The organism is Streptococcus vestibularis ATCC 49124, from assembly GCF_000188295.1.
Taxonomy (GTDB): Bacteria; Bacillota; Bacilli; order Lactobacillales; family Streptococcaceae; genus Streptococcus; species Streptococcus vestibularis.
In genome coordinates, this window is record NZ_GL831112.1 from 913448 (window position 1) to 928570 (window position 15123).

Here is a 15123-nt window from a genome sequence, read left to right on the forward strand (position 1 = left end):
ATATTAATATATTTTATTGTTTATAAAACGTTATACCGTAGTATTATAGCATAGATTTCAGCAATTTTAGTTTTCTATTTAAAATCAGAAAAAAACGTGTCATAGACACGCTTTCTTTTATTTATGTTGTTCTCGAGCCAGACGTCGTTCTTTAACTTTCTGAAGACGTCCCTTTTCATTTAGATAAATCAAGTAGAGAAGTCCAATTGGAACAAGGCAGAGTAGCCAGAAATAAACTGGGAGTTGGCCATTATTTGTTGCTTTTGTAGCCTTTTTATCTTTTTGCTTACTTCCAAAATCGAACCATCCCTTAACTTTTGTAGCTTTAACAGAAGTAGCCTTGATATTAGGTGATACTGTCTTCAGACCATTATCAATAACAATTTGATCATCTTTAACAGAGATTTTAGGGTCTTTGCCTTTTTTGACTGTGGCGTAGACATCTTTTTCGACATTGTATTTTTTACCGTCGATTTCTTGTTCACCCTTGCTAAGAACTTTCTTGTAAGAGAAGTCTTTATACATTTTCTCAACGAGAGCATTACCAAAGGTATGACGAATCTCTTCACCTGTTTGGTCAGACCAATCACCAGAGCCCATGATGACAGCAATCATACGTTGATTACCACGTTTGATGGTGTCAATATAGTTGAAGGCACCTTCTGGGCTAGATCCTGTCTTCAACCCATCAACCCCATCAATTCCGTATTTGGCACCTGGAATAGAGTAGTTGTAAGTCTCGAAGGTTTCCTCGTAAGGTGTTCCCTTCTTAACTGTGACAACAGGTTTGCTAGTGTACTTGAGAATTTTTGGGTATTTCTTGATGAAGTTATAGGTCATGATAGCCAAATCACGCGCAGTTGTTTGGTTGGTTTGGTTGTTATCATAACGTTGAGGACTGTAGTAACCTTTGAAGGCAACAGCAACGGCACCAGAAGCGTTAAACCATTTGGTATTGGTCATCCCCAGCTCTTTAGATTTTTCATTCATCATGTCTAGCCATTTATCAGGATTATTATTGGTCAAGTAGTTGGCTAGCATCACAGTTGTAACGTTAGAGGATGGCACCGCTGTCATGGTAATGAGCTCTGAAACCGTGTAGTCAACACCAGCAACAATCTTGTTGTTGGAGATTTCATAAATATCGGCAATAGCTTGGTCTGTAGGAGTAGCTGTAATAACAGTATCTTCTGAAATTTCTCCTTTGGACATGGCTTCGAAGACCAAGTACAGGGTCATAGCCTTAGACATAGAGGCTGGGTCACGGATTTCATCAGCATTCTCCTCCCAGAGGACATCTCCGGTAGTTCCATCAATTAATAGAGTAGATTTAGGACGATAGGCCTCTGTCGCTTCAGTATAACCAGCAGCGCGTGTAATATCCATTAATTCATCTGCACTAGACAAACTAGGGGCTAGGGCTAGACAAGCTGATAAAAGGATGGAAACAATTTTCTTTTTCATAATGTGTCTCCTTTATTTTATATTGGTTCTGTCGTAGGCAGAACCAATATAAATACTTTAATAGAATTTATGTATCAACCAAATTTAAAAAGACAAATTTGATGGTGATAAACACTTCCATTATACCATATAACATACTGTGTTTTCGTAATATTTTATATTTTAATACAATTTTTAGAATCTATAGTGTTTTAAAAATAACATACTTTTGATGACAAAAAACGAGCTGAGTTGCTCGTTACTCGTTATCTTTTATAGCTGTGACTTGATGGTAAATCATAAACCATGTCTCATTTCGGCGCCAGATGCTGGTATGGAAATTGCCTCCCAGTTCGTAACTAATTAATTTCGTTTTTTGACTAACAGATGTCATCTTGAAGCTGTCAAAGTTATTGAGAAGTGGTTGATGATTGGCAATGACTTTCTCACGTGTGTGATGATGACCATTTTCATCAATTAAGTAGAAGTCAGGTGCTAAGAGGTTTTCGTAGTCTGGAATCTTTGATAAGATAATCTTTTCATTCCGAGTGAGTTTGCGAAGTACATTTCCATAAATTTCGTCTTCAGGAATTGCAGCAGGCTCTACATGGACATCAGTATCATAGACAGAAAAACGCTTACTGAGGATTTCTTCAATTTGTTCAGTAATGGCGTGACTCTCGTAGACGGAGAGGTCAGGGTTCATTTCAACAACGATATCAAGATAGATATTACTACCATAGGAACGTCCACGTTGCTTTTTAACTTTGGTAACTTTGGGAATCTCCAGAATGGCTTTTTCATAGGCCTTAAGATTCCTCTCATCAAAACCATCTGACAAGCTGAAGGTTGCTTCCATGAAGATACCATAGGCTGTCTTTAGGATAAAGAAGGTGATGATAATAGCAGTAATATAGTCGATGATGGTAAGGTTGAAGGATGCTGCAAGAATGGCGATTGATGTTCCAATAGAAGTTACGGCATCGGAGAGATTGTCCTTAGCAGCAGCTATCAAAGCACTGGATTTTAGCTTTTTAGCAAGTCTTTTATTGTATAAGTAAACGCCACACATGACGAGAGCAGATAGGACACCGACAGTGGCACCAAGTGGATCAACGACTGTTTCTTCTCTCAAAAAAATCTTTCGAACTGTCTGAATTAGGACTTGGAAGCCTACTACGAACATGATAAAGGAAGTAACTAGGCTTGATAAGTCTTCAATCTTCCAATGACCAAACCTATGATCTGCATCGGCTGGTTGACTAGCCAGGTGCAATCCAATGAGTAGGGCGACATTCCCCAAAATATCAGATAAGTTGTTAAAACCATCAGCAATCAATGAGCTAGAGTTTAAAAAGTGTCCAGCAATAAGTTTGGCAATGGTAAGAAGTAAGTAGGCTGCAATGCTGACAATAGGCCCTCGTCTGGCTGCCCTTAAATTTTCATACGTCGTCATAGATTTACCTTTTTGTTTAAATATAAGTATTTATTATAGCACAAAAGAATAGTTACTTAAAGCCTGTAATACATTGATTGTTAATATGAATCGCCTTTTTAAAAGGAAAAGATTGAAGAAACAGCTATCACATAGTATTTTTCAGTATTTTCCGAATATTATCTACAAATTATGGTATAATTTAGGGTGTATAATAATCTAAAAGAGGTTTTTATGGAACATTCGACATGGCACAAGCTTCTGAAAGAGGAACTGCCGGATCATTATTTTTCAAAGATAAATCAGTTTATGGATCAGGTTTATAGTCAGGGAACGGTTTATCCCCCACGAGATAAGGTATTTAATGCTTTGTTAGAGACTCCTTTTGAAGAAGTTCGGGTGGTAATCCTTGGTCAGGACCCTTACCATGGGCCTAATCAGGCTCAGGGGCTTTCGTTTTCAGTTCCTGAGACGATTCCAGCTCCACCTTCTTTGGTTAATATTCTCAAAGAATTGGGGGAGGATCTTGGTCCTAGAAGTCATCATGATTTAACAACCTGGGCCGAGCAAGGGGTGCTATTGCTTAATGCCTGTCTGACTGTCCCAGCTGGTCAGGCAAATGGACATGCTGGTCAGATTTGGGAACCTTTTACAGATGCTGTTATTAAGGTTCTTAATCAAAAGGATACTCCTGTAGTCTTTATACTTTGGGGTGGCTATGCTCGTAAGAAGAAAGTGCTAGTGACTAATTCTAAACATGCCATTATTGAGAGTGCCCATCCGAGTCCCTTGTCGGCCTATCGTGGTTTTTTTGGCAGCAAGCCATTTTCAAAAGCCAATGCCTACCTTGTATCTCAAGGCCAATCCCCAATTGATTGGTTGAAGTAAAATAGAAAGTTGGAAGATTATGTTACTGATTAAAAATGGTCGTGTTGTAGACCCTAAGTCTGGTTTGGATACGCAAGCTGATGTTCTTGTGGACGGTAAAAAAGTCGTTAAAATTGCTGAAAATATCGATGCTGGAGATGCCCAAGTTATCGATGCCACTGGTCTTGTGGTTGCTCCTGGTTTGGTGGATATCCATGTTCATTTCCGTGAGCCAGGTCAAACCCATAAGGAAGACATTCATACGGGTGCCTTGGCAGCGGCTGCAGGTGGTTTTACAACAGTTGTGATGATGGCTAATACGAATCCAACGATTTCAGACAAGGAAACTTTGAAAGATGTCTTGACTTCGGCAGCTAAGGAAAATATCCATGTTAAGTCTGTTGCGACTATTACAAAGAACTTTGATGGTGAAAACCTCACTGATTTCAAGGGTTTGCTTGAAGCCGGTGCTGTCGGATTCTCAGATGATGGTATTCCATTGACCAATGCTGGTATTGTCAAAAAAGCCATGGAGCTAGCTAAGGAGAATAATACCTTTATCAGTCTTCACGAGGAGGATCCTGATCTTAATGGTATTCTCGGTTTCAATGAAAATATTGCTAAAAAAGAGTTTCATATCTGTGGGGCGACTGGTGTAGCTGAGTACAGTATGATTGCGCGTGATGTCATGATTGCTTATGATACACAAGCCCATGTTCATATTCAACACTTGTCGAAAGCTGAATCTGTAAAAGTCGTTGAGTTTGCTCAAAAACTTGGAGCACAAGTCACTGCTGAAGTAGCGCCACAGCACTTCTCAAAAACTGAAGACCTCTTACTCTCAAAAGGCGCTAATGCCAAGATGAACCCACCACTTCGTTTGGAATCTGACCGTCGGGCCGTCATCGAAGGGTTGAAATCTGGAGTCATCTCAGTCATTGCCACAGACCACGCGCCACATCATGCCGATGAAAAGAATGTGTCTGATGTGACTAAAGCACTATCAGGAATGACTGGTCTGGAAACCTCTCTATCTCTTGGTTTGACTAATTTAGTTGAAGCAGGACATTTAAGTTTGACAGAACTCTTGAAAGTAATGACTAGCAACCCATCTGATCTTTATGGCTTCGATGCTGGTTATTTGGCTGAAAATGGACCAGCTGACCTTGTGATTTTTGCAGACAAGGAAAAACGTCAGGTTACAGCAGACTTTAAGTCTAAAGCAGCTAATTCACCATTTGTAGGCGAAGAACTTACGGGCAGTGTTAAATACACTATCTGTGACGGTGAGATTGTTTATCAAGCCTAAATAGCAGATCAGAGCAGGGCACATCGAGACACTTGGTGTTGTACCTGCTTTTTTAGTCATTAAAGGGGACGCAGATGAAAAAAATTCTTTTGTTTCTGATTGTTATTCTTACCATCCTCCTGCCGACAACAACAGTTCATGCAAAAGAGGTAAGATATGACATTGCTTCCTACAAGGGGCACCTAATTATAAATGATGATGGCAATGGGACCTTCACCCAGGAAGTACTATATGTTTTTAATAGTGACTATAATGGACAATATGTGACACTTGGATATGCTGATCCTGTACCTAAAGGATTCATGATTTCGGAAAACCCTAGTGTTTCAGCAACCGTGAATGGTCAAGAAAAGAAAGATATTCAAGTGGAGGAAACAAATCTTTCTGACGGTGTAAAACTAAAAGTTTACAATTCGGGTTCCGATGGTGATAAGGTTCAGTTAAAAGTTACCTGGCAGATACAGAATATGTTGTCACTCTATTCAGATATTGCTGTTTTAAACTGGTTTCCTATCTCTGATTGGGATGAATCAATCAACCATGTTGACTTTGAAGTTGAAGGCCTAGATGCAAGTCATGGGGAGCTTTTTGCTCATACGGGCTATTTTGGAAAAACTCCCGATGTAGAGCGAACTTCAAACGGTTATCGTGTGCGGGTTGAAAACTTACCGTCGGGTGGTAAGCTAGAAATACATGCATATTGGCCTATGACGTCTGCGTTAAAAGATGGTCATTTGTCATATATCAGTGATGAGAAATATAGGGAAAAGTTTATAGAGAAGGAAGCATCTATTAGCAAGACAATGGCAGCCTATCAGAATGCTTTTTACAAGATTTTGCCTAAAGTGATGGTTGGTTTCTTTATTCTCGGCTCTTTCTTATTCTGGAGAGTTTTGAGATGGACTAAGGAGCCTTCCTTCCCATACGATGTACGAATATACGAAACTCCTCAAGATTTACCACCTTTAGTTTTAGCAAAAAGTATTTATAACCAATCATTTGATAAAACAGGACTTGGCGAAGAGAATGGACATTTAAAATTTAAGAACATGGTTCAAGCAGTAATTCTAGATCTTGTCGATAGAGGCTACATAGCCTATAGCCAAGAAAATGGTGTTCATACTCTAAGACGAATTCCAAAAGAGGGCTTAGCAGACTACGAGTTTGATTTCCTTGAAATGTTGTTTGATGATCGTATAGAAATCACGGATCGCGAGATGTTCTCTAGATACTATCTTGACGAGAAAGGATTAAGAAAACAGTTTAACAACGCTAAGTCTAATTATGAAAGGAATTCTGTTCGTGAAGAAGGACAGTGTATCAGGAGGAAGTTTGTTCAAGATGGAAGAAGTGTAACTGAAGGTGTGAATCGAGAGATTGTCTCACTCGGTCTTCCTAACCTATATCGAGACTTTACCATTAAAGAAAATATGTTTATTACTTCAGGGAATGTGGTATTTGCTCTACTTTTTATTATTTCTACACTAGCAACAATATTTTTATTTGCGGGCTTTGGTTCTGGCCTAGGAGTTATTTATCTTTTGGTTTCGCTCTTTCTTGCTTTAGTTTGGTACTCTAATAGAAGATCTATTGGAAAAAGACGGAAGAGAACTTTAGACCCGTCACATATCGAAGAATATCGTCATTGGCAATATTTCGAAAGCATGCTCCGAAGTATTACATCTTTTAGGCAATCAGAACTCGAATCCGTCATCCTATGGAATCGTATCTTGGTTTATGCGACACTTTACGGACAAGCGAATAAAGTAAGTGATGTATTGAAACGATATAACATCCACCTCAGCAATCCATCTTTAGATGAGTTCACTCATTCTGCAACGCCATTTATTATTTTGAACAATGTTAGTCGCTTAGAATCCTATGTTTCGACTTCGGATACCGTAAGTAACTTTTCTATCAACTCAAACAGTGGTAGTGGAGGTCTAGGTGGCGGTGGCTTCTCCGGAGGAGGTGGAGGAGGTGGAGGAGGTGCCTTTTAACCCTTACCAATCCATCGTGGAATATTAGCATAAAAGGACATCCAGTTTACCAACTTGGGTGTCTTTGTTTAGCTTGAGGATTATCTGATTTAGCTCCTCTAATTTCATACGAGAATAAACCACTTGAAGCAGTACGTTTTGTGCAAACCAAAGTAAAAAAGCAAGAAAGAGAATAAAGGGACCAGCAAAATAGTAATCCAAGAATGCAGGGAAAAAAATTGGAATAATCAGGAAAATGACCAATCTTACCATTAAGGCAAAGGTGAAAGGTATGAAGAAAGTCTCCAAAATGGTATGTCTTAGATTTTTGTAGGATTTGGCAGCTAGAAAGAGTACAAATGCAATAAAACCGGATTTTGGATACAAAATGCCCAAATAACTAGAGGCAAAAATTGCTATACCAGCTAAAATAATAATCCAGTATCTAAGCGGCCTTTGCGTGGTCACCTTGAAGATAATAATTTGAAGTATAAAAGCTATACATGCCGTAAGCCCGTTAATAATGGCATCACCCAATATAATAAAATACCCTATTTGAGTACGAGTAAAATCTATCCAATCATATCATAACGCTTTGAAAAAGAGCATACGAATTGCCTATAAGTGATAAGGATGTAAGGCTTTTCATTTTTTAAGCATATTTCTTGCTCATTAAGTTTTTTTAACCTATCCTAGATGTATAGAAAAATTTCGATAGAGGAGATCGATATGGTAAAACTTTCTAAAGAGACACATCTTGAGATGTTCACTAAAATGGAACGTATACGTGAATTCGATTCACGTATTAATAAATTAGTTCGTCGTGGTTTTGTTCAAGGAATGACTCACTTTTCAGTTGGTGAGGAAGCAGCCAACGTTGGGGCTGTTCAACACTTGAGCTATGACGATATCTTCTTTTCAAATCACCGTGGTCACGGACAATCTATTGCCCAAGACATGGATTTGAATAAAATGATGGCGGAGCTTGCAGGTAAGGCGACAGGTGTTTCTAAGGGCCGTGGTGGTTCAATGCATTTGGCTGACTTTGAAAAAGGTAACTACGGAACTAACGGTATTGTTGGTGGTGGTTATGCTCTTGCCGTAGGTGCAGCTCTTACTCAACAGTACAAAGAAACTGGGAATATCGTTGTTGCCTTTTCAGGTGATGGCGCTACTAATGAAGGTTCATTCCATGAGTCAGTCAATATGGCGGCTACTTGGAAATTGCCTGTTATCTTCTTTATCATCAATAACCGTTATGGTATCTCAATGGATATTCATAGAGCTACCAACACTCCTCACTTGTATACACGTGCAGAAGCCTATGGTATCCCTGGATTCTACTGTGAAGATGGTAACGATGTTTTGGCTGTATACGAAACAATGGGCAAGGCTGTTGAGCATGTCCGTGGTGGCAACGGTCCCGCTATCGTTGAGGTAGAATCTTACCGTTGGTTTGGTCACTCAACTGCTGATGCGGGTGTTTACCGTACTAAGGAAGAAGTTGACGAGTGGAAGAACAACAACGACCCAATTATTAAATACCGTGATTATCTCGTTTCTGAAAATATCGCAAGCGCTGAAGAGTTAGATGCTATCCAAAGCCAAGTCAAGGCTGAGGTTGATTCAGCTTATGAGTTCGCCCAAAATAGCCCAGATCCAGAACTTTCAGTTGCCTTTGAAGATGTATGGGTAGACTAAAGAGAAAGGTTGAGGAATACAAGTATGAGTGAAACAAAATTGATGGCCTTGCGTGAGGCAGTAAACCTTGCCATGAGCGAGGAAATGCGTAAAGACGAAAACATCTTCCTTATGGGTGAAGATGTTGGTATCTATGGTGGTGACTTCGGTACTTCAGTTGGTATGTTGGCAGAATTTGGTGAAAAACGTGTTAAAGATACACCAATTTCAGAGGCAGCTATCGCTGGTGCAGCTGTTGGGTCTGCCATTACAGGTCTTCGTCCAATCGTTGACTTGACTTTCATGGACTTCATTACGATTGCCCTTGACGCTATCGTTAATAATGGTGCAAAAAACAACTACATGTTTGGTGGTGGTTTGAAGACTCCTGTAACTTTCCGTGTAGCCTCTGGTTCAGGGATTGGTTCTGCGGCACAACACTCACAATCTCTTGAGTCATGGTTGACTCACATTCCAGGGATTAAAGTCGTTGCTCCAGGTAATGCTAACGACGCTAAAGGTCTTTTGAAATCTGCTATTCAAGATAATAACATTGTTATTTTCATGGAACCAAAAGCACTTTACGGTAAGAAAGAGGAAGTGACACAAGACCCTGATTTCTACATTCCACTTGGAAAAGGTGAAATCAAGCGTGAAGGAACTGACCTTACTATTGTCACATATGGTCGTATGTTGGAACGTGTTCTTAAGGCGGCTGAAGAAGTGACTGAACAAGGTATTAATGTTGAGGTCGTTGACCCTCGTACTCTCGTTCCACTTGATAAGGACTTGATTTTCGAGTCAGTTAAGAAGACTGGTAAACTGATGTTGGTCAATGATGCATATAAGACTGGTGGATTCATCGGTGAGATCGCTGCTATGGTTACTGAAAGTGAAGCATTTGATTACCTCGACCACCCAATTGTACGTTTGGCAAGTGAAGATGTGCCTGTACCTTATGCGCGTGTCTTGGAACAAGCGGTTCTTCCAGATGTTGAAAAGATTAAGGCTGCTATTATCAAGATGGCCAATAAAGGAAACTAACTTTCTAGCGACGGTTAAGTGATATGTCTCGCTAGTAAAATGTGTTTCTTGTTTTAACTGTGAGAGTATCGGAAAATATAATTTAAAGTAGAAAGGAGAGGGCGAACCAGAGGGTGTAACTGAACCCGAGCGGAAAGCTTGGAAAATAGACCGTCCGTCTACGTCAGTAAGCTGACGTGTCGGTCGCCTAATTTTCAGTCGCTTTCTGGTCGCTCTTGGTATCTTATAAATGGCTTTTGAGATTATTATGCCAAAACTTGGTGTGGACATGCAGGAAGGCGAAATCATCGAGTGGAAGAAACAAGAGGGTGATGTGGTTAATGAGGGAGATATCCTTCTTGAAATCATGTCAGATAAAACGAACATGGAACTTGAAGCAGAAGATTCTGGTGTTCTTTTGAAGATTACCCGTCAGGCTGGTGAAACTGTACCAGTTACTGAGGTTATTGGTTATATTGGAGCAGAAGGTGAAGTTGTGGCTGATAATGCTGCGAGCGCACCAGCTGCAGAAGCTGCTCTGCAAGTTGAAGAAGTTGCTACTGTGGAAGCAACTGTAGTAGCAGCAAAAACGAAAGCACCTGTCGTACACGAAGGTGGCAGAGTACGTGCAACACCTAAAGCACGTAAAGTAGCGCGTGAGTTGGGAATTGACATCGCTCAAGTTCAAGGAACTGGAGCAAAAGGTCGTGTTCATGCTGATGACGTTGAGAACTTTAAGGGTGCTCAACCTAAGGCAACTCCGTTGGCACGTAAGATTGCAGCGGACCTTGGTATTGATTTAGCTAGCGTATCTGGAACAGGCTTTGGTGGTAAGATTACTAAGGAAGACATCCTTGCAATCAGTGCCCCAGCCCAAGTTAAGGAAGCTGCAGCTGCACGTGTGGTTGAAGCTAAGCCAGAAAAAGTCTTGCCAGAAGGTGTGGAAGTTATCCCAATGTCTGCTATGCGTAAGGCTATTTCGAAGGGAATGACGCACTCTTACTTAACTGCGCCAACCTTTACCCTTAACTACGATGTGGACATGACTAACCTTATGGCTCTTCGTAAGCAAGTCCTTGATCCAATCATGAATAAGACTGGCATGAAGGTGACCTTCACGGATTTGATTGGTTTGGCAGTTGTGCGTACTCTTATGAAAGAGGAACACCGTTACCTTAATGCATCCTTGATTGATGATGCGCAAAATATCGAATTACACAAATTTGTTAATCTCGGTATTGCCGTTGGTCTCGATGATGGCTTGATTGTGCCGGTCGTTCATGGTGCAGATAAGATGAGTTTGTCTGACTTTGTGGTGGCCTCTAAGGATGTCATCAAAAAAGCTCAGGCTGGTAAATTGAAGGCGGCAGAAATGTCAGGTTCAACCTTCTCTATCACTAATTTGGGAATGTTCGGAACCAAGTCATTTAATCCAATCATTAATCAACCAAACTCAGCCATCCTTGGTGTTTCAGCAACTATTCAGACACCGGTTGTTGTTGATGGTGAAGTTGTCGTACGTCCAATCATGGGACTATGCTTGACTATTGACCACCGTATTGTAGATGGTATGAATGGTGCCAAATTCATGGTTGATTTAAAACATTTGATTGAAAATCCAATGGAATTGTTGATTTAAGTAAAAAAATATCTGAAAACTGAAGTTTTAAAATAGAAAGGAGAGGGCGTTAAAACGTTTGAGTCGATTTGAACTCGAACGAAATGCTTCGGAATTTAGATAGTTTTACTTGTGTGCAAGCACACAAGTAAAACTCCTAAAATTCTGTCGCATTTTAGCGTTCTTAGTATCATAAAATATGGCTTTTGAGATTATTATGCCTAAGCTTGGTGTGGACATGCAGGAAGGTGAAATCATCGAGTGGAAGAAACAAGAGGGTGATGTGGTTAATGAGGGGGATATTCTTCTTGAAATCATGTCAGATAAAACGAACATGGAACTTGAAGCAGAAGATTCTGGTGTTCTTTTGAAGATTACTCGTCAGGCTGGTGAAACTGTACCAGTTACTGAAGTTATCGGTTATATTGGAGCAGAGGGTGAAGTTGTGGCTGATAGCGCAGCTAGCGCACCTGTTGCAGAAGTAACTGCTCAATTAGAATCTGCTGGTCTTGAAGTTCCTAAAGCTCCTGCCCCAGCAGCTGCTGCAGAAAAAGCACCACTTGCTGACAATGAGTACGATATTATCGTTGTTGGTGGTGGTCCTGCTGGATACTATTCTGCCATTCGTGGAGCACAACTTGGTGGTAAGGTTGCTATCATTGAAAAATCTGAATTTGGTGGAACATGTTTGAATAAAGGATGTATTCCAACTAAGACCTACCTTAAAAATGCAGAAATCCTTGATGGGCTTAAGATTGCTGCAGGTCGTGGTATCAACCTAGCATCAACAAACTACACTATCGATATGGATAAAACGGTTGACTTTAAGAACTCTGTTGTTAAGACCCTTACAGGTGGTGTGCAAGGTCTTCTGAAGGCTAATAAGGTAACTATTTTCAATGGTCTTGGTCAAGTTAACCCAGATAAGACTGTTACTATTGGCTCAGAAACAATCAAGGGACGTAATATCATCCTTGCAACTGGATCAAAAGTATCACGTATTAATATCCCTGGAATCGATTCACAACTTGTGATGACATCAGATGATATTCTTGACTTACGTGAATTGCCTAAATCACTTGCTGTTATGGGTGGTGGTGTCGTTGGTATCGAACTTGGTCTTGTTTATGCTTCATACGGTGTAGAAGTAACTGTTGTTGAGATGGCTGACCGCATTATTCCAGCTATGGATAAAGAAGTGTCACTTGAACTTCAAAAAATCCTTGCTAAGAAGGGTATGAAGATCATGACATCTGTCGGAGTTTCTGAGATTGTAGAAGCTAACAACCAATTGACCCTTAAACTCAATAATGGTGAAGAGATTGTAGCTGATCGCGCCCTTCTTTCAATCGGTCGTGTTCCTCAGTTGGATGGTCTTGAAAATCTTAACCTTGAATTAGACCGTGGTCGTATCAAAGTGAATGCTTATCAAGAAACATCAATCCCTGGTATCTATGCACCGGGTGATGTAAACGGAACTAAGATGCTTGCTCACGCTGCTTACCGTATGGGTGAAGTTGCAGCTGAGAATGCTATGCATGGTAACGTTCGTAAGGCTCACCTTGACTACACACCAGCTGCTGTCTACACACACCCAGAAGTCGCAATGTGTGGTCTTACTGAAGAAGATGCACGCGCTAAATATGGTGATGTTCTCATTGGTAAATCAAGCTTTGCTGGTAATGGACGTGCTATTGCTTCAAACGAAGCTCAAGGTTTTGTTAAAGTCGTTGCAGATGCGAAGTACCATGAAATCCTTGGTGTTCATATCATTGGACCGGCTGCAGCTGAGTTGATTAACGAAGCATCAACTATTATGGAAAATGAACTGACTGTAGATGAGCTCTTGCAATCTATCCATGGTCACCCAACTTTCTCTGAAAATATGTATGAAGCTTTTGCTGACGTACTTGGAGAAGCCATCCATAACCCACCAAAACGTAAATAAGATAAATTAAATTCTCGGACAGATGTTCGGGAATTTTTTCAAATATTATCATTTGTATTTATTAAAAAATCGTTACGGATTTTCAATAGCTTTAAAGAAAAATACGAATAATAAGTTAAATAGTTTTCTATCAAGAAAGATAGTTTGTTTATGATTCTATAATATATCTATTTTATTTAGAAACTTTTTAATAATAACCTTTCCATGAGAGTTTTTCTGTGGTAAAATGGTTCAAGTATTACAAATGCAAAAGGAAAGTTAAATGCGAACGAAAGATTTTATCTACTATGCCAGCGCGGCTGTTCTCTTGGCTGTAACTACTCAGGTTGCTCAAGCAGATGAAGTGGCAACACAAGCGCCTTCTATTGCTGAAGGAAACCACTATCAGCCTGAAACCGTAGCAGATATTTTGGGTGGTGAAGCGTCACTTATTGAAACACCAAGCTCAACTGTTTCAGCCCCTGCCTCTACAGCTACTGCTAAGCAAAATTCGGAAGCGTCTAGTGTGGCGGCTGTAACCTCAATTGCATCAACATATGTAGCTAACTCAACAACGACTGTTACGTCTACATCAGTAGCGACTTCAAATGTTAGCTCTGAGAGTGTGACTGCTTCTGCACATTCAACGGCTTCTGAGGCTTCTAACAAGGCTGTTGCCAAACCTGCTAAATTAACGAATTCTTCAGATGTCTCTTCGACAACTCTTAGGGTTCAGCCTAAGACTTTTATTGATGTCAGTAGCCATAATGGCGATATCAGTGTAGATGATTACCGTGCTCTTGCACGCCAAGGAGTGGGTGGCGTAGTCGTTAAATTGACTGAAGACACTTGGTACAATAATCCCAAAGCTCCATCACAGGTTCGCAATGCGCAAATCGCAGGCCTCCAAGTATCGACTTATCATTTTTCTCGATACACAACTGAGGAAGAAGCACGTGCAGAGGCTCGTTTCTATATCGAGGCAGCACAAAGACTTAACCTTCCAAAGAGCACTGTTATGGTTAATGATTTTGAAGATTCTAACATGCTTCCTAATATCAACCGTAACACTCAAGCATGGGTTAATGAAATGCGCAAGCATGGTTACAATAACTTGATGTTCTATACTAGTGCTAGTTGGTTGGATGAGAACAATCTAGGCTATCGTGGACCTGTTTCTACCTCTCAATTTGGTATTGAAAACTTCTGGGTTGCCCAATATCCATCAGCAACACTTACGGCTACTAGTGCAAAGAATATGCGTTATAACGGTAAAACTGGTGCATGGCAGTTCTCAGCGACAGCTAATCTTTTGCCAGGCAAACATGTCTTCGATCAAAGTGTTGACTATACTGGACGTTTTACTGCTAATGTAGGCATTGAAACAGATCCAACTCAAGGTGATTTGAGTGGTGTTATCTCAATTGTCAATAACAACCCAATCTTAGGTAGCTTTGATGTTGTCATCTCTAATGTCAAAGCACCAAATGGTGTTGGAACAGTCTCTGTTCCAATTTGGTCAGAAATTAATGGCCAAGATGACATTATCTGGTATACTGCTGACCGTCAAAATAATGGAACTTATACAGTCAATGTTAAAGCTTCAGCCCATAAAAACTCAACAGGCCTTTATAATGTTCACCTTTATTATGTTCAAAAAGACGGACAATTGACGGGTGTTGGCGGAACAACTACTCAAGTCTTTATTGGTAAGACACCAGAGCAGTTGAAACCCAAAGCAAGTTTTGCTATTGAGAATAACAACGTCAATGCTGGTACTTTTGACGCCGTTATCACTAATATATCAGCTCCTCTAGGTGTTAAAGAAGTTTTAGTTCCATC

11 protein-coding genes are annotated in these 15123 nt (G+C 40.2%); 8 read left to right on the forward strand and 3 right to left on the reverse strand.

What is annotated here, in order from left to right; all coding sequences use genetic code 11:
* Window positions 1-117: 117 nt before the first annotated feature.
* Both HMPREF9425_RS04540 and HMPREF9425_RS04545 read right to left on the reverse strand, forming a co-directional pair.
* On the reverse strand, window positions 118-1464 hold the full coding sequence (locus HMPREF9425_RS04540) for a D-alanyl-D-alanine carboxypeptidase (protein ID WP_003092721.1): 1347 nt from the start codon (window positions 1462-1464) through the stop codon (window positions 118-120).
* A 238-nt stretch (window positions 1465-1702) separates the two neighbouring features.
* Entirely contained in the window at window positions 1703-2899 is a 1197-nt protein-coding gene (locus HMPREF9425_RS04545; RefSeq protein WP_003092605.1) for a cation diffusion facilitator family transporter, read from the reverse strand.
* A 213-nt stretch (window positions 2900-3112) separates the two neighbouring features.
* On the opposite strand from HMPREF9425_RS04545, the gene HMPREF9425_RS04550 reads away from it, so the two are divergent.
* The 3 genes from HMPREF9425_RS04550 to HMPREF9425_RS04560 all read left to right on the forward strand — a co-directional run bounded on the left by HMPREF9425_RS04550 (window position 3113) and on the right by HMPREF9425_RS04560 (window position 7054).
* Window positions 3113-3766: a uracil-DNA glycosylase gene (locus tag HMPREF9425_RS04550; RefSeq protein ID WP_003092476.1), complete on the forward strand. Its 654-nt coding sequence runs from the start codon at window positions 3113-3115 to the stop codon at window positions 3764-3766.
* 19 nt (window positions 3767-3785) lie between these two features.
* A complete protein-coding gene (locus tag HMPREF9425_RS04555; protein ID WP_003092772.1) occupies window positions 3786-5054 on the forward strand; it encodes a dihydroorotase in 1269 nt (422 codons plus the stop codon).
* A gap of 74 nt (window positions 5055-5128) precedes the next feature.
* A complete protein-coding gene (locus HMPREF9425_RS04560; protein WP_003097142.1) occupies window positions 5129-7054 on the forward strand; it encodes a DUF2207 domain-containing protein in 1926 nt (641 codons plus the stop codon).
* A gap of 24 nt (window positions 7055-7078) precedes the next feature.
* Here the strand turns inward: HMPREF9425_RS04560 and HMPREF9425_RS04565 are convergent, their stop codons facing one another.
* Entirely contained in the window at window positions 7079-7570 is a 492-nt protein-coding gene (locus HMPREF9425_RS04565; RefSeq protein ID WP_003097143.1) for a hypothetical protein, read from the reverse strand.
* A 192-nt stretch (window positions 7571-7762) separates the two neighbouring features.
* On the opposite strand from HMPREF9425_RS04565, the gene HMPREF9425_RS04570 reads away from it, so the two are divergent.
* The 5 genes from HMPREF9425_RS04570 to HMPREF9425_RS04590 form a co-directional block, all read left to right on the forward strand.
* Window positions 7763-8734 (forward strand): thiamine pyrophosphate-dependent dehydrogenase E1 component subunit alpha, encoded by a 972-nt coding sequence (locus HMPREF9425_RS04570; RefSeq protein ID WP_037621462.1) that lies wholly within the window; start codon window positions 7763-7765, stop codon window positions 8732-8734.
* Window positions 8735-8758: 24 nt separating this feature from the next.
* Window positions 8759-9757: an alpha-ketoacid dehydrogenase subunit beta gene (locus HMPREF9425_RS04575; RefSeq protein WP_003097147.1), complete on the forward strand. Its 999-nt coding sequence runs from the start codon at window positions 8759-8761 to the stop codon at window positions 9755-9757.
* A gap of 229 nt (window positions 9758-9986) precedes the next feature.
* Window positions 9987-11375: a dihydrolipoamide acetyltransferase gene (locus tag HMPREF9425_RS04580; protein ID WP_003092711.1), complete on the forward strand. Its 1389-nt coding sequence runs from the start codon at window positions 9987-9989 to the stop codon at window positions 11373-11375.
* 178 nt (window positions 11376-11553) lie between these two features.
* Window positions 11554-13302 carry a dihydrolipoyl dehydrogenase gene (gene lpdA, locus HMPREF9425_RS04585; RefSeq protein WP_003092747.1) on the forward strand — a complete coding sequence of 583 codons (1749 nt, stop codon included), beginning with the start codon at window positions 11554-11556 and terminating at the stop codon, window positions 13300-13302.
* Between the two features lie 262 nt (window positions 13303-13564).
* On the forward strand, window positions 13565-15123 hold a 1559-nt coding region (locus HMPREF9425_RS04590; protein WP_003097149.1), incomplete at its 3' end, for a GH25 family lysozyme.